The sequence below is a fragment of the Pseudonocardia sp. N23 genome (assembly GCF_002583555.1).
Taxonomy (GTDB): Bacteria; Actinomycetota; Actinomycetes; order Mycobacteriales; family Pseudonocardiaceae; genus Pseudonocardia.
This window is the reverse complement of sequence record NZ_BEGX01000032.1, coordinates 14,897-41,067: the sequence shown is the minus strand read 5'-3', so window position 1 is coordinate 41,067 and position 26,171 is coordinate 14,897. Positions and strand designations below refer to the sequence as shown.

Annotated in this window: 26 protein-coding genes; 11 read left to right on the top strand and 15 right to left on the bottom strand. The window is 73.3% G+C overall.

Translation table 11 applies throughout. From position 1 onward, the window contains the following. The first annotated feature begins 50 nt into the window (after positions 1-50). The 6 genes from TOK_RS11040 to purM all read left to right on the top strand — a co-directional run bounded on the left by TOK_RS11040 (position 51) and on the right by purM (position 9,553). A complete protein-coding gene (locus TOK_RS11040; protein WP_098957738.1) occupies positions 51-1,391 on the top strand; it encodes a UDP-glucose/GDP-mannose dehydrogenase family protein in 1,341 nt (446 codons plus the stop codon). Positions 1,392-1,443: 52 nt separating this feature from the next. After that, positions 1,444-3,729, top strand: a complete 2,286-nt coding sequence (purL, locus tag TOK_RS11035; RefSeq protein WP_172457521.1) for a phosphoribosylformylglycinamidine synthase subunit PurL — start codon at positions 1,444-1,446, stop codon at positions 3,727-3,729. Continuing rightward, positions 3,686-4,075, top strand: coding sequence for a sterol carrier family protein (locus TOK_RS11030; protein WP_374754884.1), 390 nt, complete (start codon positions 3,686-3,688; stop codon positions 4,073-4,075). The genes purL and TOK_RS11030 overlap by 44 nt, the downstream gene beginning before the upstream one ends. Positions 4,076-4,294: 219 nt before the next feature. Next, positions 4,295-6,433: a bifunctional diguanylate cyclase/phosphodiesterase gene (locus tag TOK_RS11025; protein ID WP_098957736.1), complete on the top strand. Its 2,139-nt coding sequence runs from the start codon at positions 4,295-4,297 to the stop codon at positions 6,431-6,433. Positions 6,434-6,648: 215 nt separating this feature from the next. Next, positions 6,649-8,154 carry an amidophosphoribosyltransferase gene (gene purF / locus TOK_RS11020; protein WP_253258322.1) on the top strand — a complete coding sequence of 502 codons (1,506 nt, stop codon included), beginning with the start codon at positions 6,649-6,651 and terminating at the stop codon, positions 8,152-8,154. Between the two features lie 274 nt (positions 8,155-8,428). Continuing rightward, on the top strand, positions 8,429-9,553 hold the full coding sequence (purM, locus tag TOK_RS11015; RefSeq protein ID WP_098957735.1) for a phosphoribosylformylglycinamidine cyclo-ligase: 1,125 nt from the start codon (positions 8,429-8,431) through the stop codon (positions 9,551-9,553). Between the two features lie 98 nt (positions 9,554-9,651). Here purM and TOK_RS11010 read toward each other — a convergent pair whose 3' ends face one another. The 4 genes from TOK_RS11010 to TOK_RS10995 form a co-directional block, all read right to left on the bottom strand. Further along, positions 9,652-10,347, bottom strand: coding sequence for an NUDIX domain-containing protein (locus tag TOK_RS11010; RefSeq protein WP_098957734.1), 696 nt, complete (start codon positions 10,345-10,347; stop codon positions 9,652-9,654). Positions 10,348-10,515: 168 nt separating this feature from the next. Continuing rightward, the gene (locus tag TOK_RS11005; protein WP_098957733.1) at positions 10,516-10,884 is read right to left on the bottom strand and encodes a GntR family transcriptional regulator; all 369 of its coding nucleotides are present in this window, start codon (positions 10,882-10,884) and stop codon (positions 10,516-10,518) included. 1 nt (position 10,885) lies between these two features. Next, entirely contained in the window at positions 10,886-11,836 is a 951-nt protein-coding gene (locus TOK_RS11000) for a hypothetical protein (protein ID WP_141566349.1), read from the bottom strand. Positions 11,837-11,996: 160 nt separating this feature from the next. Then, the gene (locus tag TOK_RS10995; RefSeq protein ID WP_098957731.1) at positions 11,997-12,206 is read right to left on the bottom strand and encodes a DUF3073 domain-containing protein; all 210 of its coding nucleotides are present in this window, start codon (positions 12,204-12,206) and stop codon (positions 11,997-11,999) included. A gap of 173 nt (positions 12,207-12,379) precedes the next feature. Here TOK_RS10995 and TOK_RS10990 point away from each other — a divergent pair, with 173 nt between their 5' ends. Next, entirely contained in the window at positions 12,380-13,195 is an 816-nt protein-coding gene (locus TOK_RS10990; protein ID WP_098957730.1) for a hypothetical protein, read from the top strand. Between the two features lie 19 nt (positions 13,196-13,214). On the opposite strand, the gene TOK_RS10985 is transcribed toward TOK_RS10990, so the two are convergent. The 3 genes from TOK_RS10985 to TOK_RS31635 all read right to left on the bottom strand — a co-directional run bounded on the left by TOK_RS10985 (position 13,215) and on the right by TOK_RS31635 (position 16,978). Continuing rightward, a complete protein-coding gene (locus tag TOK_RS10985) occupies positions 13,215-14,315 on the bottom strand; it encodes a folate-binding protein YgfZ (RefSeq protein ID WP_253258316.1) in 1,101 nt (366 codons plus the stop codon). Continuing rightward, positions 14,312-14,755 (bottom strand): Fur family transcriptional regulator, encoded by a 444-nt coding sequence (locus TOK_RS10980; RefSeq protein WP_098957816.1) that lies wholly within the window; start codon positions 14,753-14,755, stop codon positions 14,312-14,314. Before TOK_RS10980 ends, TOK_RS10985 begins: the two co-directional genes overlap by 4 nt. A 1,671-nt stretch (positions 14,756-16,426) precedes the next feature. Beyond that, positions 16,427-16,978: a hypothetical protein gene (locus tag TOK_RS31635; protein WP_141566348.1), complete on the bottom strand. Its 552-nt coding sequence runs from the start codon at positions 16,976-16,978 to the stop codon at positions 16,427-16,429. Positions 16,979-17,162: 184 nt separating this feature from the next. Here TOK_RS31635 and TOK_RS10960 point away from each other — a divergent pair, with 184 nt between their 5' ends. Then, entirely contained in the window at positions 17,163-18,476 is a 1,314-nt protein-coding gene (locus tag TOK_RS10960) for a hypothetical protein (protein WP_172457520.1), read from the top strand. Between the two features lie 260 nt (positions 18,477-18,736). Here the strand turns inward: TOK_RS10960 and TOK_RS10955 are convergent, their stop codons facing one another. From TOK_RS10955 to TOK_RS10930, 8 genes are all read right to left on the bottom strand, one after another. Next, positions 18,737-19,342, bottom strand: coding sequence for an FABP family protein (locus TOK_RS10955; protein WP_098957815.1), 606 nt, complete (start codon positions 19,340-19,342; stop codon positions 18,737-18,739). Positions 19,343-19,380: 38 nt separating this feature from the next. Beyond that, positions 19,381-19,512 carry a hypothetical protein gene (locus TOK_RS34685; RefSeq protein ID WP_256387969.1) on the bottom strand — a complete coding sequence of 44 codons (132 nt, stop codon included), beginning with the start codon at positions 19,510-19,512 and terminating at the stop codon, positions 19,381-19,383. Between the two features lie 119 nt (positions 19,513-19,631). Beyond that, on the bottom strand, positions 19,632-19,931 hold the full coding sequence (locus TOK_RS10950; protein WP_098957725.1) for a DUF1416 domain-containing protein: 300 nt from the start codon (positions 19,929-19,931) through the stop codon (positions 19,632-19,634). Then, positions 19,931-20,770, bottom strand: a complete 840-nt coding sequence (locus TOK_RS10945; RefSeq protein ID WP_098957724.1) for a sulfurtransferase — start codon at positions 20,768-20,770, stop codon at positions 19,931-19,933. The genes TOK_RS10950 and TOK_RS10945 overlap by 1 nt, the downstream gene beginning before the upstream one ends. Continuing rightward, positions 20,767-21,279 carry a DUF4395 domain-containing protein gene (locus TOK_RS10940; RefSeq protein ID WP_098957723.1) on the bottom strand — a complete coding sequence of 171 codons (513 nt, stop codon included), beginning with the start codon at positions 21,277-21,279 and terminating at the stop codon, positions 20,767-20,769. Before TOK_RS10940 ends, TOK_RS10945 begins: the two co-directional genes overlap by 4 nt. Before the next feature lie 96 nt (positions 21,280-21,375). Next, a complete protein-coding gene (locus TOK_RS35320; RefSeq protein ID WP_374754887.1) occupies positions 21,376-21,450 on the bottom strand; it encodes an Ms5788A family Cys-rich leader peptide in 75 nt (24 codons plus the stop codon). A 104-nt stretch (positions 21,451-21,554) separates the two neighbouring features. Then, the gene (locus TOK_RS10935) at positions 21,555-21,995 is read right to left on the bottom strand and encodes a thioredoxin family protein (RefSeq protein ID WP_098957722.1); all 441 of its coding nucleotides are present in this window, start codon (positions 21,993-21,995) and stop codon (positions 21,555-21,557) included. A gap of 58 nt (positions 21,996-22,053) precedes the next feature. After that, positions 22,054-22,851: a DUF2993 domain-containing protein gene (locus tag TOK_RS10930; protein ID WP_098957721.1), complete on the bottom strand. Its 798-nt coding sequence runs from the start codon at positions 22,849-22,851 to the stop codon at positions 22,054-22,056. A 281-nt stretch (positions 22,852-23,132) separates the two neighbouring features. Between TOK_RS10930 and TOK_RS10925 the strand changes: the two genes are divergently transcribed. The 3 genes from TOK_RS10925 (at position 23,133) to pstS (ending at position 26,169) form a co-directional block, all read left to right on the top strand. Further along, on the top strand, positions 23,133-23,894 hold the full coding sequence (locus TOK_RS10925; RefSeq protein WP_098957720.1) for a response regulator transcription factor: 762 nt from the start codon (positions 23,133-23,135) through the stop codon (positions 23,892-23,894). Positions 23,895-23,924: 30 nt separating this feature from the next. Continuing rightward, entirely contained in the window at positions 23,925-24,836 is a 912-nt protein-coding gene (mshD, locus tag TOK_RS10920) for a mycothiol synthase (RefSeq protein WP_098957719.1), read from the top strand. A 217-nt stretch (positions 24,837-25,053) separates the two neighbouring features. Then, a complete protein-coding gene (pstS, locus tag TOK_RS10915; protein WP_098957718.1) occupies positions 25,054-26,169 on the top strand; it encodes a phosphate ABC transporter substrate-binding protein PstS in 1,116 nt (371 codons plus the stop codon). Positions 26,170-26,171 lie beyond the last annotated feature (2 nt).

Here is a 26,171-nt window from a genome sequence, read left to right as displayed (position 1 = left end):
TGGACCAACAGCTCCCATCTGGTCGGTGATGGAGCGGGAGGCAGGTCGCGATGTTCGGACGGCGCGTCGTGGTTGTCGGGGCGGGCTATGTCGGGCTCACCACGGCGGCCTGTCTGGCATCACTCGGCCATCGTGTCGTGTGCGCCGACGTCGACGCCGTGAAGATCGAACGCCTGCGCCGGGCCGAGGTCGGCATCCGCGAGGCCGGGCTCGCCGACCTGGTGGCCGAGGGACTCGCCGCACGTCGGCTGTCGTTCGTCGTCGGGGCGGGGATCGCGCTGAAGCAGCTGGAGGCCGACGACGGGCCCGCCGAGGTGGTGTTCCTCTGCGTCCCGACTCCGATGGGTGTCGGCGGGGTCGCCGACCTCACCGCGGTCGAGGCGGTGATCGAGGGGATCCGCGACGACCTGCCGGCCGGCGCGGTCGTCGTCAACAAGTCCACCGTGCCCGTCGGGACGGCGGCCCGGACCGGCGAGATGCTCGGCCGACCGGACATCGCGGTGGTGAGCAACCCCGAGTTCCTGCGCGAGGGCTCGGCCGTGGAGGACTTCCTCAAGCCCGACCGGGTCGTCGTCGGGTCGGACGACCCGGACGCCGCTGCGCTGGTCGCGGCGCTGTTCACGCGTCTCGGCGCACCCGCTGTCCTGACCGACGCCGCCAGCGCGGAGATGGTCAAGTACGCGGCGAACTGCTTCCTGGCGATGAAGCTCTCCTACGTCAACGCCATGGCCGAGCTGTGCGAGCGGCTCGGCGCCGACATCCACGCGGTCACCGAGGGCATCGGCTACGACCGGCGGATCGGGCAGGCATTCCTCGACCCGGGGCCGGGTTGGGGTGGCTCCTGCCTTCCGAAGGACACCCACGCGCTGCTGCAGGTGGCGGACTCGGCCGACTTCGAGTTCCGGCTGCTGCGGGCGACGATCGACACGAACACGCGTCAGTTCCAGCGCATCGTCGACAAGGTCCGTACCGCGGTGACGGGGAGCCGGTCGGGTTCCCTCGCCCGGCGGCGGCTCGCGCTCTTCGGCCTGACCTTCAAGGCCGGTACGGACGACGTGCGCGACTCGCCCGCGCTGCGCGTCGCGGCACTGCTGCGACAGGCGGGCGCCGAGCTGGCGGGGCACGATCCCGCGCTCGGCCCAGCGGCGCCCGGGATCGACCCGGCCCTGTTGACCGTGTGTGCGGACCCGTACGAGGCCGCCCGGGGTGCAGATGCCGTCGTCGTGCTCACCGAGTGGGCCGAGTACCGGATCCTGGACTGGTCGCGGCTCGCCGAGCTCGTCGGCACGGCGATCGTCGTCGACACACGCAACCTGCTCGATCCCGCCGTCGTCGGCCTGGCGGGTTTCGCCTGGAGCGGCGTCGGGGCGAAGCAGCCGGCCCTGCCGTGAGACCGGTCTCGGCCGCGGCAGGTCGCGCCGGGCGGCCGACTACCCTGATGTCGTGACCGGGACCGTTCCCCAGCTGCACTCCGTCGACTCCGTCGAACGCGCCGCATCGACCCCTGACCAGCCGCAGCCCTATCGCGAGCTGGGCCTCAAGGACGACGAGTACGCGCGGATCCGCGACATCCTCGGCCGCCGCCCCACCGACGCCGAGCTGGCGATGTACGCGGTGATGTGGAGCGAGCACTGCTCGTACAAGTCGTCGAAGGTGCATCTGCGCTACTTCGGTGAGACCACCACCGACGAGATGCGCTCGAAGATGCTCGCGGGCATCGGCGAGAACGCGGGCGTCGTCGAGGTGGGCGACGGGTGGGCGGTGACGTTCAAGGTCGAGTCGCACAACCACCCGTCCTATGTGGAGCCCTACCAGGGCGCGGCCACGGGCGTCGGCGGCATCGTGCGCGACATCATGGCGATGGGGGCCCGCCCGATCGCGGTGGCCGACCCGCTGCGCTTCGGTCCGGCCGACGCGCCCGACACCGCGCGGGTGCTCCCCGGTGTCGTGGCGGGCGTCGGTGGCTACGGCAACTGTCTCGGCCTGCCGAACATCGGCGGCGAGGTCGTGTTCGACGCCAGCTACGCGGGCAACCCGCTGGTCAACGCGATGTGTGTCGGGTCGATGCGGGTCGAGGACCTGCACCTGGCGTTCGCGTCGGGCACCGGCAACAAGATCATCCTGTTCGGCGCCCGGACGGGTCTCGACGGCATCGGCGGCGTGTCCGTGCTGGCCAGTGAGACGTTCTCAGGCGACGCCTCGGGCGGGCGCAAGAAGCTGCCCAGTGTCCAGGTGGGCGACCCGTTCACCGAGAAGGTGCTCATCGAGTGCTGCCTCGAGTTGTTCCACGCGGGGCTGGTCGTCGGCATCCAGGACCTCGGCGGCGCCGGCCTGTCGTGCGCGACGACCGAGCTGGCCAGCGCCGGCGACGGCGGCATGTACGTCGAGCTCGACACCGTCCCGCTGCGCGCGGAGGGCATGTCGGCGGCGGAGATCCTGTCGAGTGAGTCGCAGGAGCGCATGTGCGCCGTGGTGCGGCCCGAGGACGTCGACGCGTTCATGGCCGTCTGCGCGAAGTGGGACACGATCGCCACCGTCATCGGTGAGGTCACCGACGGCGACCGGCTGCGGATCAGCCACCACGGCGAGACGGTCGTCGACGTGCCGCCGCGCACCGCTGCCCACGACGGCCCGGTCTACGAGCGCCCCGTCGTCCGCGGTGCGGGCCAGGACGCGCTGCAGGCCGACGCGGCCGACCGGCTGCCGCGGCCCGCCGCGCCGACGGAGCTGCGCGCGGAGATCCTGCGGATGGCCGCCAGCCCGAACCTGTGCAGCCGTGCCTGGGTCACCGAGCAGTACGACCGCTACGTGCGTGGCAACACCGCGTCGGCGCAGCCGGCCGACACCGGTGTCGTGCGCATCGACGAGGAGACCGGCCGCGGCATCGCCGTCGCCACCGACTGCAACGCCCGCTTCACCGCGCTCGACCCGTACGCCGGCGCGCAGCTGGCGCTGGCCGAGGCCTACCGGAACGTCGCCGTCTCCGGTGCCGTCCCGGCCGCGGTCACCAACTGCCTGAACTTCGGTTCGCCGGAGGACCCGCACGTCATGTGGCAGTTCTCGGAGGCCGTGCGCGGCCTGGCCGACGGCTGCGTGCAGCTGGGCATCCCCGTCACCGGCGGCAACGTCAGCTTCTACAACCAGACGGGCGACCGCGCGATCCTGCCGACGCCGGTGATCGGTGTCCTCGGTGTGATCGAGGACGTCGCCCGCCGGGTGCGCAGCGGTTTCACCGGTGAGGGCGACGCCGTGGTGCTGCTGGGGGAGACCCGCGACGAGCTGGGTGGCAGCGAGTGGGCTCACGTCGTGCACGACCACCTCGGCGGGCTGCCGCCCGCCGTCGACCTGCCCGCCGAGCAGCGGTTGGCCGAGCTGCTGGCCGCGGCCGCCGGCGATGGCGTCCTGACCGGTACGCACGACCTGTCCGACGGCGGTCTCGCGCAGGCGCTGCTGGAGGCGGTCCTCGTCGGTGGGCACGGCGCCGAGGTGGCGCTGCCGTCCGGGCTCGACCCGTTCGTCGCGCTGTTCAGCGAGTCGGCGGGCCGGGTGCTGGTGACGGTGGCCGACGCCGACGCGTTCCTGGCCCGGGCCGAGGCCGCCGGGGTGCCGGCGGAGCGGATCGGCACCACGGGCGGCGACGGGCTGCGCATCGACACGCTGCCCCCGCTGTCGGTCGACGAGATGCGTGAGGCGTGGGAGGGCACGCTGCCGAGGCTCTTCGGTGTCTGACGAGGTACCCGCGACCGCTGATCCGGTCGACGCCTGGCTGGCGGGCGGGCCGGACCCCGGCAGGGCGGTGGTGAAGGCGGCGGTCAAGCAGACGCTCGCCCTCCTGGCGGAACGGGCACCCGGTCGGACGGTCGAGGTTCGGGTGCCGCCGTTCGGGGCGGTGCAGTGCGTCGAGGGGCCCAGGCACACCCGGGGGAACCCGCCGAACGTCGTCGAGACGGATCCCAGGACATGGCTGGCACTGTCCAGGGGTACGCTGGGTTGGTGTGATGCGGTTCACGCAGGCGCGGTCACCGCGTCCGGATCGCGCGCACCGGAGGTGGCGACGTTGCTGCCGCTGCGCTGACCTCAGGTGACGACTCTGTCACCTGAATGGATGATCCGTGACACCTGTTGGTGGTCAAAAGGCCGCCGGAGGTCAAAGATGGCGCCCGCGGAGCGCGATCTTGCGGTCGTCCCGCACCGGGCGACGGAGGTGGACGGGCAGATGGTTGTGGCGCGGCTGCCCGGGCCGGCTGAGAGGGCCACCCCGGAAACCGGCCGAGCCCTGCGCTCCGTCGATCCGGTGGAACCCGTCACGACCGGTTCGTCGAGCTCCGACCCCGTCACCCGCCTGGCCGACCGCTGGTCCGATCTCCTCCCCGGCGCCGGCAGCCCCGCGCTGGGCCAGCTCCGCACCCTCCTGCGCCGACTCTCGACCGTACTGCGTGCCGACCCGTTCTGGCCGCCCGCCGCGCGGCGCATCGGAGCCTCGTTCTACCACTGCGGACCGGCCGGCCGGCCGCTCGGTTCGGGCGGGCTCCAGCCCGAGGAGCTCCTCCCGCCGACGCTGGCGCTGCTCCGCAGCGACGCCCAGGCAATGCTCGGCACCCCGGGCCCCGACGGTGCCCGGCGCCTGGCCACCGCACTCGACCAGCTCGTCGCCGGCTATCTCGGCGCGATGCGGGAGCGGGCCGAGAGTGAACGTCAGGACCTGCTGACCGCCGCCCGTTGGCCCGCGGAGGACCTGCAGCGCGTCCTCGCCGACGGCGACCTGCACTACCGCGCGCTCTACCTGCGAGGCCGCGTCGGTATCGCCGTCGGCAGCGTCGCCGGCGACATCCTCGACGTGAATCCCGCCCTCTACCGGCTCTTCGGCGTCGACAACCCGCCGGAGCTGCCGCACTCGGCCGCCGACTTCGTCCACCCCGACGACCTCGCGACCTTCGTCGAGAGCTACCACCGGGTCGCGTCAGCCGACGGGCCCGACAGCGTCGAGATCGACGTGCGGCTCGTGCGGCCCGACCGGATCGTCGTGTGGGCCCGGGTCAACGCGACGCTGGTGCGCAACGACCGCGGCGAACCCGACCGCGTCGTCGCGATCGTCCAGGACATCTCCGAGCGGCACCGGCTGCGGTCGCGGCTGGAACGGGCGGCCACGCAGGACCGGCTGACCCGCCTGCCCAACCGCGCCGTCGCCGAGGAGCAGCTGCGGCAGGCGTTCGTGCCGGGCGCAGCCCGGCGGGCCGGACTGTGCGCCGTCGACATCGACGGGTTCCGCGCCGTCAACGACTCACTCGGTCACGCCGTCGGCGACGAGCTGCTGTTCGCAGTGGCGGGCCGGCTGCAGATGGCCGCGGGCGACCACCTCGTCACCCGCACCGGCGGCGACGACTTCGCGGTCCTCGTCGTCGACACCACGGGCGCCGACGACGTGAAGGCCCTCGCCGACCGGCTCCTCGACGCGTTGGCGCCGCCGTTCCAGCTGGCAGGCCGGTCGTTGACGGTCACGGCGAGCATCGGGGTCAGCGAGGCGCCGACGGGTACGACGGTCCCCGAGGAGCTGATGCGTTCCGCCGACGTCGCACTGTCGTGGGCCAAGGCGCAGGGCGGCGGGCGCCGGGTGGTGTTCGACCCAGAGCGCGACGCGGGTGAGGCGGCTCGGTTCACCCTCCTCGCGGGGCTGCCCGAGGCGGTCCGGCGTGGCGAGTTCCGGCTCGCGTTCCAGCCGCTCGTCCGGCTCCGCGACGAACAGGTGCTCGGCATGGAGGCGCTCGTCCGCTGGCAGCATCCCGTGGAGGGCGTCATCGGGCCCGGCCGGTTCATCGAGCTGGCCGAACGCAGCGGTGCGATCGTCGAGCTGGGCCGCTGGGTGCTGCGCGAGGCCTGCCGGCAGGCCTCGGTGTGGCACGCCGCGCTCGGGTCGGTGTCGCCCTATGTCAGCGTCAACGTCTCGCCGGTGCAGCTCGTCGCGCCCGGCTGGGTCGAGGCGGTCGAGGAGGCTCTCGCCGAGTCGGGGCTGCCGCCGGAGAAACTGCAGCTGGAGATCACCGAGCAGGCCGTCCTGGGCGACGAGGCGCTCGCGCTCGACGTGCTGGCGGCGCTGCGCGGCGCCGACGTGCGCCTCGCCCTCGACGACTTCGGCACCGGCTGGTCGAGCCTCGCGTGGCTGCGTCGGCTGCCGGTCCACGCGCTCAAGATCGACGGATCGTTCATCGACGGGCTGCGCCACGCCGCCCCGGACCCGAACGACGAGAGCATCGTCCGCGCGCTCGTGGAGCTCGCGCACGCGCTCGGCCTCGAGGTCACGGCCGAGTGGGTGGAGACGCGGACGCAGGCCGAGCGGTTGCGGCGGTTGGGCTGTGACCTCGGGCAGGGCCGCTGGTTCGGTGATGCCGGCCCCGCGACCTGGGTGCCCGACCTCGTCCGGCGCTCGCAGCACTGACCGGTCACCGCATTCCCCCGACGGGGCGATCGGTGACGCAGGTCCCGTGGGATGGGCTCTCGACCCTGCGCGGCGTAGAATCCTCTCACGGTGTTGCCCGCCGTCAGCCGAGGAGAGTGTGTGCGTTGAGTTCCGGTCGGAACGAGCACCCCGCCCCCCACCACCCCGAGACCGACAGCTCACCCGAGGACGACGTTCCCCACGACGAATGCGGTGTGTTCGGCGTCTGGGCGCCCGGCGAGGAGGTGTCCAAGCTCGCCTACTACGGGCTGTTCGCCATCCAGCACCGTGGCCAGGAGTCCGCCGGGATCGCCGTGTCCGACGGCCACCGGATGGTGGTCTTCAAGGATCTCGGCCTGGTCAGCCAGGTGTTCGACGAACAGACGCTGTCGTCGCTGCGCGGGCACATCGCCGTGGGCCACAACCGCTACTCGACGACCGGGTCCAGCACCTGGGAGAACGCGCAGCCGACGTTCCGGACCACCGCGGCCGGCAGCGGCGTCGCCCTGGCCCACAACGGCAACCTCGTCAACACCGCGGAGCTGCGCGACGAGATCAACGCCCGCGGCATCTCCGGTGGTGCGTTCCGGTCCAGCACCGACTCCGACCTGCTGTGCGAGCTCCTGGCCGCCGACGCGGCCGACACCGGCCTCGAAGAGGCCGCGATGCGGGTCCTGCCGCGGGTCCGGGGCGCGTTCTCGCTGGTGTTCGCCGACGAGCGCACCCTCTACGCGGCGCGTGACCCGCACGGCGTGCGGCCGCTCGTCCTCGGCCGGCTCGAGCGGGGCTGGGTCGCCGCCAGCGAGACCGCGGCGCTCGACATCGTCGGCGCGTCGATGGTCCGCGAGGTCGAGCCGGGTGAGCTCATCGCCATCGACGAGAACGGCATGCGCAGCTCGCGGTTCGCCAACCCCGAGCCCAAGGGCTGTGTGTTCGAGTACGTCTACATCGCACGCCCCGACACGACGATCTCGGGCCGGTCGGTGCACGCCACCCGCGTCGAGATCGGCCGCAGGCTCGCCCAGGAGCACCCTGTCGAGGCCGACCTGGTGATCCCGGTCCCCGAGTCCGGCACCCCCGCCGCGATCGGCTACGCACAGGGCTCCGGCATCGACTACGGGCAGGGCCTGGTCAAGAACTCCTACGTCGGCCGGACCTTCATCCAGCCGTCGCAGACGATCCGCCAGCTCGGCATCAGGCTCAAGCTCAACCCGCTGCGCGACGTCATCCGCGGCAAGCGGCTCGTCGTCGTCGACGACTCCATCGTCCGCGGCAACACCCAGCGGGCCCTGGTGCGGATGCTGCGTGAGGCCGGCGCCCTCGAGGTGCACGTCCGGATCGCGTCGCCGCCGGTGCGCTGGCCCTGCTTCTACGGCATCGACTTCGCGACGCGCGCGGAGCTGCTGGCCGGGGGCCTCGACGTCGAGGGTGTCCGGCGCTCGATCGGTGCCGACTCGCTGGGCTACGTGTCGATCGACAACATGGTCGCCGCCACCGAGCAGCCGCGCAGCAGGCTCTGCTGCGCCTGCTTCGACGGCGAGTACCCGATCGCCCTGCCCGACGAGGCGCGGCTCGGCAAGCATCTGCTCGAACAGCTCGGCGACGACCGGACCGACGTCGGCGCGACGTCGAGCTTCGTGGGTGTCGCGGCCGAGTCGTCTGGTGATGCCACGCCGCTGTCGGTCGGCTACGGTGCGGCGGACGCGCTGCGCCGCCCCTGACCGGAACGACACGGCCGCGTCCGCCCGGGGGTCGACCTCCCGGGTGGTGACCGGTCATGATGATCCCGAGCGATCCCGGCTCCGGACGGTCACCCGACCCCGCGGGCGACCGCCGTCGCGACCGGCTCCCCGGCGCGGGCCGGGGCCACGAGACCGATCGACGGCCGTGTGGCCGACGGACGACAGGCCGCACCCGCGGCCCTCACAGACAGGCCGCAGCGTCGCGGCCATGACGAACGGGTCGCCCCGGGCGGCCGTCAGGAGCGATCACCCCATGCCGCCCACGCCGACAGTGCCCGAGGACAATGTGCAGGACCGCGAGGAGACCCCGCGGGCCAGCTACGCGTCGGCGGGCGTCGACATCGAGGCGGGGGAGAGGGCCGTCGAGGCCTTCCGCCCGCACGCCGAGATGGCGTCGCGGCCCGAGGTGCTCGGTGGCATCGGCGGGTTCGCCGGGCTGTTCGCTCCCAAGCTCGGGCGCTACTCCGAGCCGGTGCTCGCGGCGTCCACGGACGGCGTCGGGACCAAGGTCGCCGTGGCGCAGGCCATGGACAAGCACGACACGATCGGCCTCGACCTGGTCGCGATGGTCGTCGACGACCTCGTCGTCTGCGGCGCCGAGCCCCTGTTCCTGCAGGACTACATCGCCGTCGGCAAGCTGGTCCCGGAGCAGGTGGCGTCGATCGTCAAGGGTATCGCCGAGGGCTGCAAGCAGGCCGGCTGTGCGCTGCTGGGCGGCGAGACGGCGGAGCACCCCGGGCTCATGGAGGACGGCGGCTACGACATCTCGGCGACGGGTGTCGGCATCGTCGACGCCGAGGCCATGCTGCGCCCCGAGCGCGTCCGCCCTGGCGACGTGCTGCTGGCCATGGGATCCTCCGGCCTGCACTCCAACGGCTACTCCCTGGCCCGGCACGTGCTGCTCGACATCGCGCGGATGCCGCTCGGGGGCCACGTCGAGGAGTTCGGGACGACGCTCGGCGAGGAGATGCTGATCCCGACCCGCATCTACGCGCGCGACTGCCTGGCGCTGGCGGCCGAGACCGGGGTGCGGACGTTCTCGCACATCACCGGCGGCGGGCTGGCCCGCAACCTGGAACGGGTGCTCCCGCCGGGCCTGGTCGCGGTGGCCGACCGTGGCAGCTGGACGCCGGCGCCGGTGTTCAAGCTGATCGCCTCGCGTGGCCGCGTCGAGCGCTCCGAGATGGAGAAGACGTTCAACATGGGCGTCGGCATGGTCGCGGTGCTCCCGCCCGACGACGTCGACCGGGCCATGGCCGTGCTGACCGCGCGGCACGTGCCCGCATGGGTGCTCGGCGAGGTCAGCCGCGGCACGGGCGACGAGCCGACGGGCGTCGGCGCCCGGGTGCAGCTCAAGGGCGAGCACCCGCGCTTCTGACGCCACCCGACTCCGTACGCGACCTCAGCGCTGCGATCCGCCTCCCGGACGATCGTCAGGTTGCGCGCGGGCGAGTCGTGCGGTGCGGTGGGCGCCGCTCAGCCCACGACCCGGACGGCGGGCTCCCGCAGCATCGCCGGGTGCAGCCGGGTGGCGGGCCCACGGCGGAACAGCTGCGCCGGGCGGCCGGGACCGCCGGTGACGTGGCGGTGCGTCGGCACCAGGAAGCCGGGCGTCGAGGTGACCTTGCGGGAGAAGTTCCGCGGGTCGATCTCGGTGCGCCACACGGCCTCGTAGACCCGGCGCAGGTCGGTGACGGTGAACTCGGGCGGGCAGAAGGCGGCGGCGAGCGTCGTGTACTCGAGCGTCTCGCGGGCGCGTTCGACACCGTCGGCGAGGATCTGGGCGTGGTCGAACGCGAGCTCGGTGACGTCGGCCACCGGGTGCCAGCCGCTGACGACGTCGGGCTGGTCGGGATCGGGCATGTCGGGCAGCACGGCCAGGAACGCGACGGACAGCACGCGCCCGCGCGGGTCGCGGTCCGGCGCGGCGTACCCGGCGAGCTGCTCGAGATGGCCGCTGACCCGGCCGGCGGTGCCGGTGCCGGTCTGGGCGACCAGCTCGCGGGCCGCGGTGTCGGGCAGGTCCTCGTCGGAGGCGACGAACCCGCCGGGCAGACCCCAGGTGCCCTCGAAGGGCTTCTCGTCGCGACGTACCAGCAGTACGTACAGTTCGTCGTTGCGGACGGTGAGGACCACGAGGTCCACACCTACGGCGAACAGGTTGCCACGCATCGTGTTCCGTTCCTGACGTCCGAAATTCTCGTCAGGGTGACACTACCCCCGTGATCGACTCCTCCGCCACGGTCGTGTTCCCGGAGCCCGCCATGACGGGTACCTGTCCGGACGATCGCCCTGCGCGGCGGCCTCGTTGCACCTGGTCGCGACGCTCAGCCCGTCGGGTCACGCCCCCGAGGCACCCGATGCCGCGGACCGCACGAGGTCCACGAGCTCGTCGTCGTCGAGGTCGATCCGCCGCGCCGCGGCCACCAGATCGTGCACCAGGCCCACCACGACGGCCCGGTCGGGACGCAGGCCCTCCCGCACCGTCGCGCCGCGGCCCCGACGCAGCTCGATCAGCTGCTCGTCGCGCAGCCGCTGGTAGCCGGCGAGCACCGTGTGGATGCTGACGTCCAGCGACGCCGCCAGCTCCCGTGCGGGCGGCAGCCGCTCACCCGGCACGACCGTCCCGTCGGCGATGCCGCGGCGCACGTTGGCCGCGATCTGGTCGGCGAGGGGGACCGGCCGGGCCGGGTCGACCCGGAAGAGCACGTCAGGCCGCCTCGTGGGGCAGGCCGGCGAGCAGTCCGGCGGCCGTCTGCGCGTCGTCGACGGTGACGGTGAACCGCCGCCCCGACCGCCGCGTCACGATCAACGCCGGGCCGCCGCGCAGCACCACACCCGAGCCGCCCGGCACCAGCCGGTAGCCCCAGCCGCCGAACTGCGCGGGGGAGACCTCGCCCGTCGTGACGGACGCGATGTCCTCCACCGGGACCCGCAGTCGCGGCCGGCCGACCGCGCCGAGCGCCACGACGAGCCCGCGCCGGTCGACCGTCACCAGCGCCGACGATCCGAACAGCAGCACCGCCAGCCCCACGACCAGCAGCAGGGCACCGGCGAGCCATCCGGCGAGCCAGCCGGTCACCAGGCCGGCGACGACCATCACCGCCCCCAGTGCCAACGACATCCGCGACTCGACGCGACGCGACCAGCTCACCCGCTCCGTGGCCCCGACCACCAGCGGGACACCCGCGGCCTCGTCGGGGGCGGGCGGCAGCGACGGCGTCACCAGGTACCCGACGGTGCCCGCGACGACGGCGACCCCGACCGCGATCAGCAGCCGGTCGGCGGGCAGGTGGGCGTCGGCAGCGGTGGCGACGTCGACGTTGGCCGCCGTCGCGGCGTACAGCACAGTGCCCAGGACGCCCGCCGTCGCCCAGGAGACCAGGCCGAAGAACCGGGCCGTGTCGTACGACGACACCCTCGCCGCGGCCGAGCGCCCGCCGATCGCGCCGAACACCGCGGGGAGGACGACACCGAGCACGACGATCGTCGTCACCAGTGCAGCGTGCGGCATCGAGCTCACCACGGTGCCGTCGAACCCGAACCTGGTGCCCACCTCCGCGGGCATCCGGTCGGCCGCGACCAGCGCGGTCACCAGGGCCGGCAGTACCGCCACCAGGTGCGGGCCCCCCGCGAGGAGAGTTCTGGCCGTCCGTCCCATCGTCGCGTCACCCCGATCCGATCTTACTGCTTGTTATGTAGCAACTATAACAAGTTTCGGAGCGTGCGGCGACCGGAGCCGAAGCTCCGGCGACACACGGGCACACCTCACCGGGCGCCGAAGCGCCCGGTGTGACGGCGATGGAACGAGGGCTCGCCGGCTAGCGGCGGGTTGCGTCCTCGTCCTCGTCGTCGCCCTTGGAGGCGTACGAGGAGTAGTACGAGTCGTACTCGTCGGGCTCCTCGTCGTCAGCAGGAGCCGTCCCACTACCGATCTCGCGTTGCAGCGCGTCGAGATCCATCGTGTGGGAGCTGTACTTGAGCTCGCGGGCCACCTTCGTCTGCTTGGCCTTGGCTCGTCCGCGCCCCATGGCTGGTCCCCCTTACAACAGGGAAGGGGCGGCCGGATGTCTCGGCGGCCCCATTCATGTCATCAATATCCTGGGGTCCACCGTACATTGCTGACCCAGGACCGTGCGACGTGGCATCGATGGTGTGACCCGGATCGGCCCGCCGAGGCCCGCCGCCTGGAATCATCCGACCCATGCCGGAGCCGTTCCTGTCGTACCTACGGGTCTACGAACCCCTCCGGGCGTTCGACGGCCCCAGCGGTGCGCCCGTCCGCGAAGCCCTCCGCCGGGGGCCTCTCGCCGCCGACGACGCAGGCGCGCACGACCGCGAACGCTGCCTGCGCGCAGGTCTCGGATCCCGGCTGCTGCCCGCCCCCACCGTCGACGTCCTGGTCACGACGTCGGAGTCCGGCGACACCGTCGTCTGCCCCCTCGACACCCGCCCCCGCGCCGCCGCCGCGCTCCTCGCCTTCCTCGCCGAGGAGCCCCCGGTGCTGCGCGCCGCCGTGCTGACCGGACCGGAGAACGTCGCCCGCCGCGACGCCGAGGCCGCTCTCGCCGAGATCGGCGCCGGCGCCGCGCACGTCGTCACGTCCGCGTGGACCGTGCCGCTGCCCTGGTTCGCGCTCGTCGACGCCGACACCCGGAACCTGCATCTCGACGTCCCACGCCGGGTCCACTGGCAGGCCCCGATCGGCGCCGCGATCGCCCGCGCCGAACGCGCCGAGAAGGTGATCCGCTCCGGCATCGGCGACGACGGACCCGCCGAGGTCCTCGCCGAGACCACGAGCTGGCTCTCCCGCTTCGACCGCTCCTCGGTCGTCGAGCTCGACTACGGCGGCCTCGTCGCGTTCCTCGACGACGACGCCCTCCGCGCCGACACCTCCGCCGAGCTCGTCGCGGACGCGCTGCAGGCGCTCCAGGACGGGGACGGCGACACTGCGCAGAGCTGCTACGAGCAGCTGCGCGAGTACTGGGGCGCCGTCGCCGCCAACAGGGGCAACGGCTGACCACAGGCCCGGCGCGCGGTCAGCCGCGCAGACCCGACTGTGCTGCCCGCCCCGGCGGCGGCGCCGCCTCCTCCGGCGGCACCGAGTCCGGGTCGATCCGGGCGGGTGCAGCGCGGCTCTCGACGCCCGCCACCAGCTCCGCGTCGACCGGCACCGACCGCTTGAGCAGCGCGAGCGCCACCGCGCCCAGCTCGTGGTGCAGCGTCACCGTCCCGACCCGGCCGACCGCGCGGCCGTCCTTGAACACGGTGTCGCCCGGCACCGGCAGCTCCTCGTCGCCCGCGTCGAGGTGGAGCAGCACCAGGTTCCGCGGCGGCCGTCCCATGTTCGCGACCCGCGCGACGGTCTCCTGCCCGCGGTAGCAGCCCTTGGTCAGGTGCACGGCCGAGTCGATCCAGCGGACCTCGTGCGGGATCGTCCGCTCGTCGGTGTCGATGCCCAGCCGCGGATGCAACGACTCCACCCGGAACGCCTCGAACGCCATCGCCCCCGCCGCACGGGCGCCCGCGGCCGTCAACGTCGCGAACCAGGCCTCCCGCTCGGAGCGCGGGACGACGACGTCCGCCGCGTCCTTGCCCGGCCACGGCATCCGGCGGACGAAGCCGCCGCCCGGCAGTGCCGCCGCCCCCGACGGGGCCTCCGGCACCGGTACGCCCGCCGCCGCCAGCACGGCGGCCGTGTCCGGCCCGACGACGCTGAGCACCGCGAGCTCCGCCGTCGCGTCCCGGGGTTCGACCTTCGACCAGAAGACCATCTTCGACAGGTACTCGAACAGCTCAGCGGAGCCGCCCGGATCGGTGTCGAGCCACACCACGCCGTCGACATGAGCCACCGACATGTGGTGCAGGACACGGCCGTTGAGATCCAGGACGAGAGCCTCGGTGCCGGTGTCCTCCGGCAGCTCGCTCACGTGCTGGGTGAGCAGCAGGTGCAGCCAGCTCAACCGGTCCTCGCCGGGCACGGCGATCACCTCGCGGTGCCCGCGGTCCACCACCGCCGCCGACCGGGCCATCGCCCGCTGCTCGGCCAACGGGTCGCCGCGGTGTGCGGGAACCGCCTCGTCGGGGTCGACCTGGGCCTGCGGCTCGGTGGTCTCGACGTCCGTCTGCGGTTCGGTCACCGCGCGTTCCCTTCTGCATGGTGGTCGGACAACGTGATCGTGTCGTCCGAAGCATCGCCGTCGCCGTCCTCGCCGTCCTCGGCGCAGTCGGCGCAGCGCCCCGACAGGGCGACGTGCGTCGCGTCGAGGGTGAAGCCGGACTCGTCCTGCAGCCGGGTCGCGAGCGCGTCCATCAGGTCCGTCGGCGTCTCGACCACCGCTCCGCAGTGATGACACACCAGGTGCACGTGCTGGTGGTCCTGCTCGGAGTAGGTCGGCGCGCCGTGGCCCAGGTGGGTGTGACGGACCAGACCGATCCGCTCCAGCAGCTCCAGCGTGCGGTAGATCGTGGTGATGTTGACGGCCGGGGCGGTCTGCTGGACACGGGTGCAGATCTGCTCGGGCGTCGCGTGGCCCAGTTGGCGGACCGCGTCGACGACGAGCTGACGCTGAGGTGTCATGCGCAGGCCACGCCGGTGCAACGTCTGCCGCAGCGAGGTGTCCACGACCCGATCGTAGGCCTACCTCACCCGGCGGTGGCGGGGCCGACGTGAGCCGTCGGAAACCCGGCGACCGTGCACCCTCACGTACCGCTCCGTCGTTGCAGGCATCGAGGCCCCGAGCCAACCGACCGGCTGATCTCTGCTCCGAGAGGGTGAACGCGGTGCTGCGCTGACGGTACGCTCGGCGTTGTGGACGCCCGGGTCAGGAGGTAACGCGATGTCTGCCGACGCCGGCGACCGGTCACCCGGTGCCACGCATTTCGACGTCGTCTTCCGCGGCTACTCACGTCGCCAGGTCGACGACCACATCCAGCGGCTGCACCGGGTCCTCGCCCGCATGCGCGCGGATCTCGACGCGGCCCAGGCAGCCGACCGCACCCGTCCCGTGAGCGCTCCGACGCCCCGTCCCGGACCCCCACCATCGCCGCGTCCCCGCCCGGTCGACCCGATCGACGGGATGTCCGACCGGATGCAGAGCATCATCGCGCACGCGGAGCAGGAGGCCGAGGAGATCCGCGGCCGCGCCCGCCGCGAGGTCGACGAGCTCACGCAGCGGCGTGACTCCCTCGCCCGCGACGTGGAACGGATGCGCGCCGAGCTCGACGCGGCCCGCGGCCCGAGCCGTGCAGGATCCGGCCCCGCTGCGCCCATGGGGCAGCCCGCCTCGATGCCGATGATCGTCTCCGCGCCTCCGATCCCTGCTCGTCCTGCTGCCGGTCCTGCAGCCGGCTCCGTTCCCGCCGGGGGCCGCCCTGCCGCCGCTGCGGGTCCATCGGGCTCTGCCGCCGCTGCGGGTCCGGGAGCCGCCGGTGCGCAGCGTGGGCCCGGTCGTCCGGGCACGCCCGGTGCGCCGTCACCCGTTGCGCCGCAACGTCCCCCGAACGCTCCTGCGGCCCAGGGCGGCGCATCCGGTCGTCCGGGCGGCGCCCCCGCCGCGTCGGGTCCCTCGCCGCAGGCCGGTCGACCGGCGGCTGGATCGCAGGCCGGATCGTCGACGGGTGGGTCGTCGCCGACGGGGACGTCGGCGCCCGGGGTGTCGGGTGCCGGGCAGCGGTCCGCGGCGTCGGGAGGGCAACAGTCCACGACGGCGATGCAGGCCGGGACGTCCCCGGCCGGACAGCCGCAGGCTGCCTCGGCAAGCGGTCAGCGTCCGGCCGGTCCGCCCGCGACGGCACAGCGGCCTGCCGGATCGCCTGTCACCGGTCAGAAGCCTGCCGGGTCGCCTGTCACCGGTCAGGAGCCTGCCGGGCCGCCCGTGGGCGGTCAGCGGCCCGGGGGGCAGCCGTCGGTCGGGTCGAAGCCGGGCGGGCTGCCGCAGGCCGGGGCGCCGACGGCTGCAGGAACCTCCGCCCCGCCCGGCGGGTCCCGCCCCGTCCCGACCGGGCCGGCGGGTTCGTGGGGTTCCGACTCCCCGGCCACGCGGCCGCCGAAGGAGCCTTCAGGACAGGCGGGCCGGCCCGCGGCGCAGAAGCTGCCGGCGGCGCCCACGTCGTCCGGGACGGGTGCACCAGGGCCGACGCAGGCCGGGCCGACGAAGGGCGGATCCGCGCCGGCCACACCCGCGCAGAACGCGGACCGTCCGGCGGCGTCCGCACAGGGAACCGGGCCGGGCGCGACCCAGAAGACTCCTCAGAAGACCCCGCCGGCGCAGTCGGCCCGTCCCAGCACCACGACGGCGCCGAAGGGCGCCCAGAAGGGTGCGGGCCACCCGTCGCCCGCCGACATGCCCGCAGCGCGCTCCGGCCAGGCGCGGCTGGGAGCGGGCGACGGAGCCACCGTGTCGATGCGCCCCCACAGCGACGCGGCCCAGGTTGCCGACCTCTTCCGGCCCGCCTCGGAGCAGGCGTCCCAGGATGCGCCGACCACGCGCAACCGCACACCCGGCACTGACACCGCGAAGCCCGCGGGAGCGTCGGGATCGGCCCTCACCGGGCCACCGCCGACGTCCGGCCAGGCGAAGCAGGCCGCGACGGAGTCCGCGCCGAAGGGCGGCGGCGGGACCCGGGACAAGGCCAACGGCACCACCGGATCGGTTGAATCGCAGGGCCGCAACGGCGGCGCCGCGTCGTCGTCCGGCACCGGCGGCGTCGGCTCGACGAGCGCCTCGACGACGGCCGACGAGCGGGCCGGCACGCGCGCGACGCCCGCCTCGATCGGGGCGAAGGACGCGGTGAAGCGCACGTCACAGGGGTCGTCGCCGGCCGGTGAGAGTGCGGACACCGGCAGCAACGACGCCAACGGTGGTACGTCCGCGAAGGGGTCCGACAGGGGTGAGGACGCCCGTCAGGGGCGGTCGACCTCGCAGTCACGCTCCGGGTGACAACGGTTGCGCTGGGTGATGTCACCTGGCGTACCGTGCGCTGCCATGGTGTCGCCGTCCTCGGCTGATGCGGTTGCGCCGCTTGGTGTGCCCATCGGCTGGCTCGTGGTCGCGGGGGTCGTACTCGTCGCCGTCGTCGTGGGTGTCGTCGTTGCGCTGCGCCGACGACGTCGCCGAGCTGCGGAGCGGACCACCGCCGCGCTGCTGGCGCCCGTCGCGGAGGCGGCCGTCCCGGGGGAGCCGCCACACGTCGTGAGTGAGCCGGCGTCGGCCGGTGCCGACGTCGCCGCCCCGCAGCAGGAGCCCGCGGTTCACGACGAGCCTGCCGCTCCCGACGAGACCGCAGCGCCGCTGCCGGTCGCCGAGGTGCCCGCCGCGGCGAAGGCCGCCGTGGCGCCCTCGGTGGCGACGGTCGGTGACCTCGCCGCCCTACGCGGTGGGAGCCCTGTCGTCGCGCCGGTGCGACGCGATCCCGACACGACGCCGCTACCCGTGAGCTCCGACGTGCTGCTGCAGCGGGCGGCGGCCCGCCGGGCGTCGACGTCGGTGCGGGTGCGGGTGCCCGAGCGCGGTGCGGCGGCGCTCGCGGAGCGGCCCGCAGACGAGACGAACGTCGCCGCGCCGTGGCTCCGCGTCGACCTGACGCTCGCCGACGACGCGACCGGACCGGACGACGGTCCCGTGACCACCGGGGACGCGACGGCGTCCGCCGGGGACGAGCCCGGCGCCGGTGCCCCCGGCGCCGGGCTCCAGGACTCGGCCGCAACCGTGGCGGACACAGGGCAACCCGTTGCTGCACAACCGGAAGTGCCCGGGCCGCGACTGGTTGTGGGACACCACGACCCCGCGCGTCACGACCCCGCGGAGCCGGCCGGTCCTGCGACCACCGTCCTGCGTGCCGTCCCGGCGGCGGCCGGCGCCGTTCTCGACCGGACCCCGGCCGACGAGTCCCCGGGCGCCGGGCACAGCCTCGCCGGCGCCGTCGCGAACGCGCTGGCGAACCGGGAAGCGGCCACCCAGGCGGCAGCCGGTCGCGGTGCGGCCGGCCGCACCGCGACCGACCGCACCGCGACAGCGGACCGGGGCCGACCGCAGCCCGAGGAACCCGACGTCGCCGCGCGCGACCGGCTCCTCGCCGTCCTGCTCGAGGACCCGGACCGTGCCGTCGGCGCCACGGTCGAGCTGGGCCGGGTTCAGGGGCAGCTCGACCGGCTCCTCGATGCGGTCCGCCACGAGCAGGACGCCCTCGCGGGCCTCGTCGAGAGGCTCGCCGCGGCCGGCCTCGGCGACGAGCAGATCGCCCGCCTGGCCGGCATCCCGGTCGCCGAGGTGTCGACCCTGCGGACCGCCGGCCCCTGAGCGGGACCCAGCGGTTCCGCCGGCCGCTGAGCGGACCCTGCGAACCGCCGGCCGCCGAGCGGGGACCCTGCGGGCCCCCGGCTGGTGAGCAGGCCTGCGGGCTGCTGAGAAGCCCCCGCGGGCCCGCGCCGACCCGGCAGCCCCGAGCAGACCCACAGACCCCGGCGTACGCCCGCCGGTGTGCCGACCCGGCGGCCGCCCGCCGGTGTGCCGACCCGGCGGCCGCCTGCCGGTGTGCCGACGCGGGCGGCCGTCGGGGGTCAGCCCGCGATGCGGTGCAGCAGCGCCGACAGGTGCGGCTGCATGGGCCGGCCCATCATCGCCCGCTCGTCGACGTAGGCGAGGTCGCTGCCCTCGACGAGGCCGTAGAGCCGGTGCGAGCCGGTGACGTCCTTGGCCGTCGCGGTGCGGGCGACGGCGTCGGTCTCGATCTCCCAGGACGTCAGCGTGCGGGCCTTGCCGTAGAAGATCTCGACGATCCCGGTGCCGTGCGCGATCAGCACCTCGAGGGTGCCGTCGGGCTGGGGCCGCCAGAAGCCGGTCTCCCGGGCCGCCGGGCGGATGACCTTGCCGTCGTCGTCGAGCAGCCAGGCGCGCGCCTCATAGCTGACGAACGGGCGGCCGTCGTGGGCGAAGACGAGCTGCTGGCCGAAGTGGAACGGCCCGTCGATCGTCGGGTAGACGACCTCACCGGTGCCGCGCCACACCCCGATCAGGGGCAGCAGCCCGAGACAGGCCTCGTTCAGGTCGGGACCTTCACGGAGGTTCGCGGTGTCGTCGGGGACGGGCAGGTCGTCCCAGCGGGGCCGGTTGCGCTGCGGCGAGTCGGGCGCGGCGTGGGCCGGGCCCGGGATCGTCGTGCGCAGGTCGGCGTCGTCGGTGGTGTCGTCGGGAAGGTCGGAACTCACGAGGCCTCGTCGTGGTGGGTGGCGGTCGTGGCGGGAGCGGTGGTGAACAGCCGGCGCAGGAGATGGCCGGTGTAGCCGGCGATCCCCACGCTGACCGCGATCAACAGTCCGGTGAACATCCAGTGCACGGCCGCGGAGCATAGTCGCGTGCCGCGTCCCCCACGCCGAACGCCGCCCCGGGCGGGTGCCCGGAGCGGCGTCGGTGGCAGCGTTCGCTGCGGCTGCGTGCTGGTCCCGGTGGGACCGGTCAGGCGACCGCGACCTTCGTCTGGTGCAGGCCGGGCCCGTCGGCGGTCAGGACCGACTCGCCGTTGCCCGAGCGCGACAGCGCGCGGACGGTCCAGGTGCCGGGCGCGGCGAAGAAGCGGAAGTCGCCCGACGCCGAGGAGACGACCTCGGCGGTGAACTCGCCGGTGCCGTCGAGCAGCCGGACGAACGCGCCGCCGACCGGGCTCTCACCCGCGACGACGCGACCGGCGAGAACGGTCTGCTTCTCCAGGTCGGTGCCCGCGGGCAGCGCGACGGCCTGGTCAGGCGCGCCGCACATCAGGAGCCCGCCCCGAGCTCGATCGGCACGCCGACGAGCGATCCGTACTCGACCCAGCTGCCGTCGTAGTTCTTGACGTCGCTGTGGCCGAGCAGCTCGCGCAGCACGAACCAGGTGTGCGAGCTGCGCTCACCGATGCGGCAGTAGGCGATGACAGCCTTTCCGTCGTCGAGGCCGGCGTCGCCGTAGAGGGCCTTGAGCTCCTCGTCGGACTTGAAGGTGCCGTCCTCGTTGGCCGCCTTGCTCCACGGCACGTTGATGGCGCCCTTGACGTGGCCACGACGCTGCGAGACCTCCTGCGGCAGGTGCGCCGGGGCGAAGATCTTGCCGGAGAACTCGTCGGGCGAGCGGACGTCGACCAGGTTCTTCGCGCCGATCGAGGCGACGACCTCGTCACGGAACGCGCGGATCGACAGGTCGGCGTCCTTGGCCGTGTAGGTGGCGGCGGGACGGTCGGCGACCTCGGTGGTGAGGGTGCGCCCGTCGAGCTCCCACTTCTTGCGGCCACCGTCGATGAGCTTGACGTCCTGGTGGCCGTAGAGCTTGAACTCCCAGTACGCGTAGGCCGCGAACCAGTTGTTGTTGCCGCCGTAGAGGACGACGGTGTCGTCGTTGCCGATGCCCTTGGCCGAGAGCACCGCGGAGAAGTCCTCCTTGGTGAGGACGTCGCGGCGCACGGGGTCGGTCAGCTCGGTGGTCCAGCTGAACTTGACGGCGCCGGGGATGTGGCCCCCGTCGTAGGCCGTGGTGTCCTCGTCGACCTCGACGAAGACGACGCCCTCAGCGCCGAGGTTCTTCTCGGCCCAGTCCGTGGTGACCAGGACGTCTTCGCGGCTCATGCGGTCGCTCCTTCTGCAGTGTGCGGGTTGCGGGACCGAAACCGGGCCCGGGTACGGGAGATCAGCGTGTACATCTCGCAGCCGAGGCAGAAGCCGAAGGCCGCGTTGAGGAATGCCGCCGCGAGTGCGAACGCGGTGGCGACGATGCCGAGCGTCGTCAGGCCGGTGAGGTAGCCCACCGCGGCGACGACGGCGAAGAGGAAACCGACGAGCTGGGAGAACCGCACGGGTGCGGCGTCCTCCCGCTCGGCGGGCGGCCCGAGCCGGCGGGCGAGCAGCGCCCGGTAGAGCAGCGAGTAGGGCGCGAACCGCATACCGGCGAACGCTCCGAGGCCGAACACGACGGCCTGCGCCGCGGCCAGCCATCCGCTGCCGGCGAGCAGGACGAGCACGAGGACGACGGTGGTGAGGGCCGCCGCGAACCGCACGCCGCGCGGGTCGAGCGAGGGCTCGGTGGGGACGTGACCGGGACCCGCCACGGGCGTGACAGGGCCGTCCGGTGTGGACATGGGGACTCCTGGGGACGAACGAACGAAGGATCGGATGTTCGTGTCCGGGACACACCCTGGCCCGCGCAGGTGCGGGCGGAACTCAGGTGGCCGGCGTCAGGAGACGCGACACAGGCAGCTGCCGACGCGACACAGATCCACTGCGCGTCGTTTGGTCAGCGGCCAGTTCACGGTGCCGAGGGTAGCCGAGGATCCCGCAAAGCGGGAATGCCCGGTCCGAAGGGCGGGACGGGTGGGCCTCGTCACCAGGTCGCGTGGGGTGCCGCCGGCCGCTGTCACGCGGACAGCGCCGGAGCGAGGGCTGCCTCGAGGTCGGGACGGCGGGGCACGCCGGAGACGCGCAGCAGCTCGGCGCCGGACCGGTCGAACGCGACGACGGTCGGCGTGCGCATGATGCCCAGCTCGGAGGCGACCTCGGGCCGGTCGGCGACGTCGACCTCGACGTGGACGAGGCCGGGAGTGGTGGTGCTGAGGTCGTCGAGGAGCGCAGCGGTCTGCCGGCACGGCGTGCACACGGGCGAGGAGACCTGCAGCAGCAGGACGCGGTCGTCGTCGGCGGGGGCGTGTCCGGCGAGCGACCAGCCGGCCGTGGGTGCGGACCGGCCCGTGGGACGCGCAGATGTCCGGACACGGCCCGACCGGGCGCGGAGGACGAGACCGGCGACCGTTGCGACGACGAGCACGCCGAGGACGACCCACAACCCGGTGGTGTTCACCTCCGGCGCAACGTCGGACGGGCGGCCGGCATTCCTGCGTCAGCGCGGCGGGCCCGGGTCACCGGGCGAGCGGGGACGCGCCGCCGATGGTCATGTTCTCGATGGTGCCGCTGATCTCGATCGTGCCGTCACGGGGCCGTAGCAGCCGGGGCGTCACCTCGAACGGCAACGTACCGGGGCTGATCCGCAGGCCGAACTCGTCGCTCAGCGTCCGGACGAGTGTGGTGGGCAGCGGCAGCCGGTCGCCGTGGCCGTCGTCGATGCGGACGTCCTGGGGCACGATCAGGATGTCGCGTCCGTCGAGCAGGAACGACGCGATCACCGCGACCTCCTTCTCACCGATCCCCGGCACCGTCAGGGTGCCGACGACCCGCGCCGACGAGTCGAGGTCGATCCCCAGCAGGGACGACCGGCCACCTTCGTCGACGAGGTCGGTGACGGTACCCCGGTCGATGTTCTCGATGCGCATCTTGGTGACGCCGGGCATGAGCCGCTGCAGGTCGTCGGCGTCGATGCGGACGGTCCCGTCGGCCTCGGCGACGGTGAACGACTTCGGGCCGGAGCCGAGGAGCATCGACAGCGGCGCGTTCACGTCGCGCAGCTGGGCGCGGACCTCGACCTCGCGCAGCGGGCCGACGGACAGGTGCGTGGCGGAGACGTCGATGCTGCGGTAGTCGCCGGAGATCGCCTGGGTGAGGAACGGGAACCCGTTGATGCGGACGTCGGGGTCGTCGGTGAGCGCGAGCTGTGCGCGCATCTGCCGCGAGACCGCGGACTCGGCGAGGGCGGCCGTGCCGTAGTCGGCGGCGAGCAGCGCACCGACGAGCACCACCAGCGCGATGAGCAGGCGCTTCACTCAGACCTCCGACACGGACGAACGAACCAGTCGACGGTAGTGGGCGCGCCGCGCACCGCCCCTGCTGGCCCCCTCCGAACGACGGGGCGGTCCCGTGAGGTGCGCCGCGATACCCGGACACCGCACGACTGAACCGATATGGTTCGAGCGTTCCGCGTGGTAGCCCCGACCGGGTCGCGCGGAGGCGGGCACCGGGCGGACCGGCTCCTGTCGCCGCGGGTCGAACGCCGTGCGTGACGTGCCGGTTGCCTGGTCGCGCCGCCGGCGGAGAGGAGCCGGCGGTGGAACTCCTGCTGCTGACAGCTGATCCGGATCCCGGGGCGGTCCTGCCCGCGCTGACGTTGCTGCCACACGGGGTGCGTACGGCTGCGCCCGAGGTGGCTGCCCTGCTCGACGCGGGCCCCCACGATGCCGTTCTGGTCGACGCGCGCAGCGACCTGGTCGCCGCGCGCAGCCTGTGCCGCCTGCTCGGCAGCACCGGAACCGACGTGCCCGTCGTCGCGATCCTCACCGAGGGCGGGCTGGTCGCCGTGTCCTCGGAGTGGGCGGTCGACGAGATCCTGTTGCCGGGCGCGGGTCCGGCGGAGGTCGACGCGCGGCTGCGTCTGCTCCGGGCCCGCCCCGGCGGTGACGCCGCGACCACGGGCGGCGCGCTCGTCCTGGGCGAGCTGGTGATCGACGAGGCGACGTACTCGGCACGGCTGCGGGGTCGCCTGCTGGAGCTCACGTACAAGGAGTTCGAGCTGCTCAAGTACCTCGCGCAGCACGCGGGACGGGTGTTCACCCGGGCCCAGCTGCTGCAGGAGGTGTGGGGGTACGACTTCTTCGGTGGCACCCGCACGGTCGACGTCCACGTGCGGCGGCTGCGCGCGAAGCTCGGCACCGAGCACGAGCAGATGATCGGCACGGTCCGCAACGTCGGCTACAAGTTCGTGCGGCCGGCGCGGGGCGCGATGGGTGTGCCGGCGGGTGGTCTCGACGGTCCCGTCGACGACGACGAGGAGGAGCACCGGGCCCCGGAGCCGGTGTCGCGCGGCGGCTGACCGTCTGCCTGCCCGCGTAGGGTTTCGGGCATGACCGGAGTCGCCTCACCGTCCATCTCGGACCTCATCGGCGCCGAGGACGCCGCTGCGGTGCGTGCCCTCGCCGACGCGGCCGCGCAGGCCGACGGGATCGCTCCGCTGTCGGAGCAGATCCTGATCAACCTTCGCCACGGGGGCGACGGGATCGTGCACGTGGTCGCCGCGGCCGACGGTGTCGTCGCCGGGTACGCGCAGCTCGCCACGTCGGGCGACGGCGCGGGGACGGCGGAGCTCGTCGTCGGTCCGCGGCACCGGCGGCAGGGGATCGGGACGGCGCTGGTCGCTGCCGTCGTCGCCCGCGCGGGCGGCCCGCTCGAGGTGTGGGCGCACGGCGAGCACCCCGGCGCGGCCCGGCTGGCCGCGACGCACGGCCTGACCAAGGTCCGGGAGTTGTGGCAGATGCGCCGCGAGCTCGACGAGCCGCTGCCGGCCGCGGAGTTCCCCGAGGGTGTGCGGCTGCGCGCGTTCGACCCGGCCCGCGACGAGGCCGAGTTCCTGCGCGTCAACAACGCGGCGTTCGACTGGCACCCCGAGCAGGGCGGCTGGGGGCACGAGCAGGTCGCGCAGCGCGAGACGGAGGCCTGGTTCGACCCCGCAGGGTTCCTGCTGGCCGTCGAGGGCGACGGGGCCGGCGAGCGGCTGCTCGGCTACCACTGGACCAAGGTCCACCCGGCCGGGGCCGAGGGGCCGGCGATCGGCGAGGTGTACGTCCTCGGGGTCGACCCGGCGGCGCAGGGCCGGCGTCTCGGTGGGGCGCTGACGATCGCCGGGCTGGAGCATCTGCGGTCCCACGGGCTCGACGCCGTGATGCTCTACGTCGAGTCCGACAATGCGCCCGCTGTGGCCGTCTATCAGCGGCTCGGTTTCACCCCGTGGCGCGTCCACTCGATGTACCGCAGCTGATCGTCGTTCACCGTCGCGCAATCACGCTCGGCGGGGTGTCGACGCAGGTCAAACGGGTCACGATGATCACGATCGGGTAGTGATCCCAGGCACCCACGGTGATGAGTTCATTTCTCGTTCATCTGATCGGGGCCGGTTGTCCATTCAGCCTGCTTAGCGTCCTCCGCGAACGGCCGCCCCGAGCCGTCCAAACGTGATCCAAGCGGAGGAAATTCCAGTGAAGCTCCAGCGTCACGGGCTCGTGGTCGCTCTTGCAGCGGCAGGCGCGATCCTGCTGGCCGCGTGCGGTAGCGACCCCAACGCCGGCGGCTCGGGTGCCGGCGGAACGTCGTCGGCGAACTCTCCCGCCGTCGACTGCAACGGCAAGGCGAGCCTGACCGCCGAGGGCTCTTCGGCCCAGAAGAACGCGATGGACGTGTTCGCGCAGGCCTACCAGGCCAAGTGCTCGAGCAGCAAGATCGCCTACAACCCGACCGGTTCCGGTGCGGGCGTCAAGCAGTTCACCGCCGGCCTCGTCGACTTCGGTGGCTCGGACTCCGCGCTCAGCTCCACCGAAGCCGGCCCCGCGGCCACCCGGTGCCAGAGCAACCCGGCGTGGAACCTGCCGCTGGTGTTCGGTCCGGTCGCCATCGCCTACAAGGTCGCCGGCGCCGACTCGCTCACCCTCAACGGTGAGGTCGCGGCCAAGATCTTCAACGGCCAGATCAAGACCTGGAACGACCCGGCCATCGCCGCCCTCAACAGCGGTGTGACCCTGCCGGCCACGCCCATCAACGTCGTCTTCCGCTCCGACGACTCGGGCACCACCGACAACTTCCAGAAGTACCTGAAGGCCGCCTCGAAGGGTGCCTGGACCCAGGAGACCGGCAAGAAGTTCACCGGTGGCATCGGCTCCGGCGCGCAGGGCTCCGCGGGTGTCGCGCAGGCCATCGCCGCCACCGAGGGCTCCATCGGCTACGTCGAGCTGTCGTTCGCGCAGGACAACAAGCTGGGCATGGCCAAGATCGACAGTGGTTCGGGTGCGGTCGAGCTGACCGACGCCAACGTCGGCAAGGCGATCGCCGGCGCCACGGTCATCGGTCAGGGCAACGACCTGACCCTCGACCTGACCAAGACCTACGCGCAGCCGCCCGCCGGCTCGTACCCGCTGTTCCTGGCGACCTACGAGATCGTCTGCTCCAAGGGCTACGACGCCGCCACCGCCACTGCGGTGAAGTCGTTCCTCACGGTCGCGGCCACCGACGGCCAGGCCAACCTCTCCGCCGCGGGTTACGCCCCGCTTCCCGCGGAGTTCCAGCAGAAGCTGCTGACCGCCATTCAGGCCATCGCCTGATC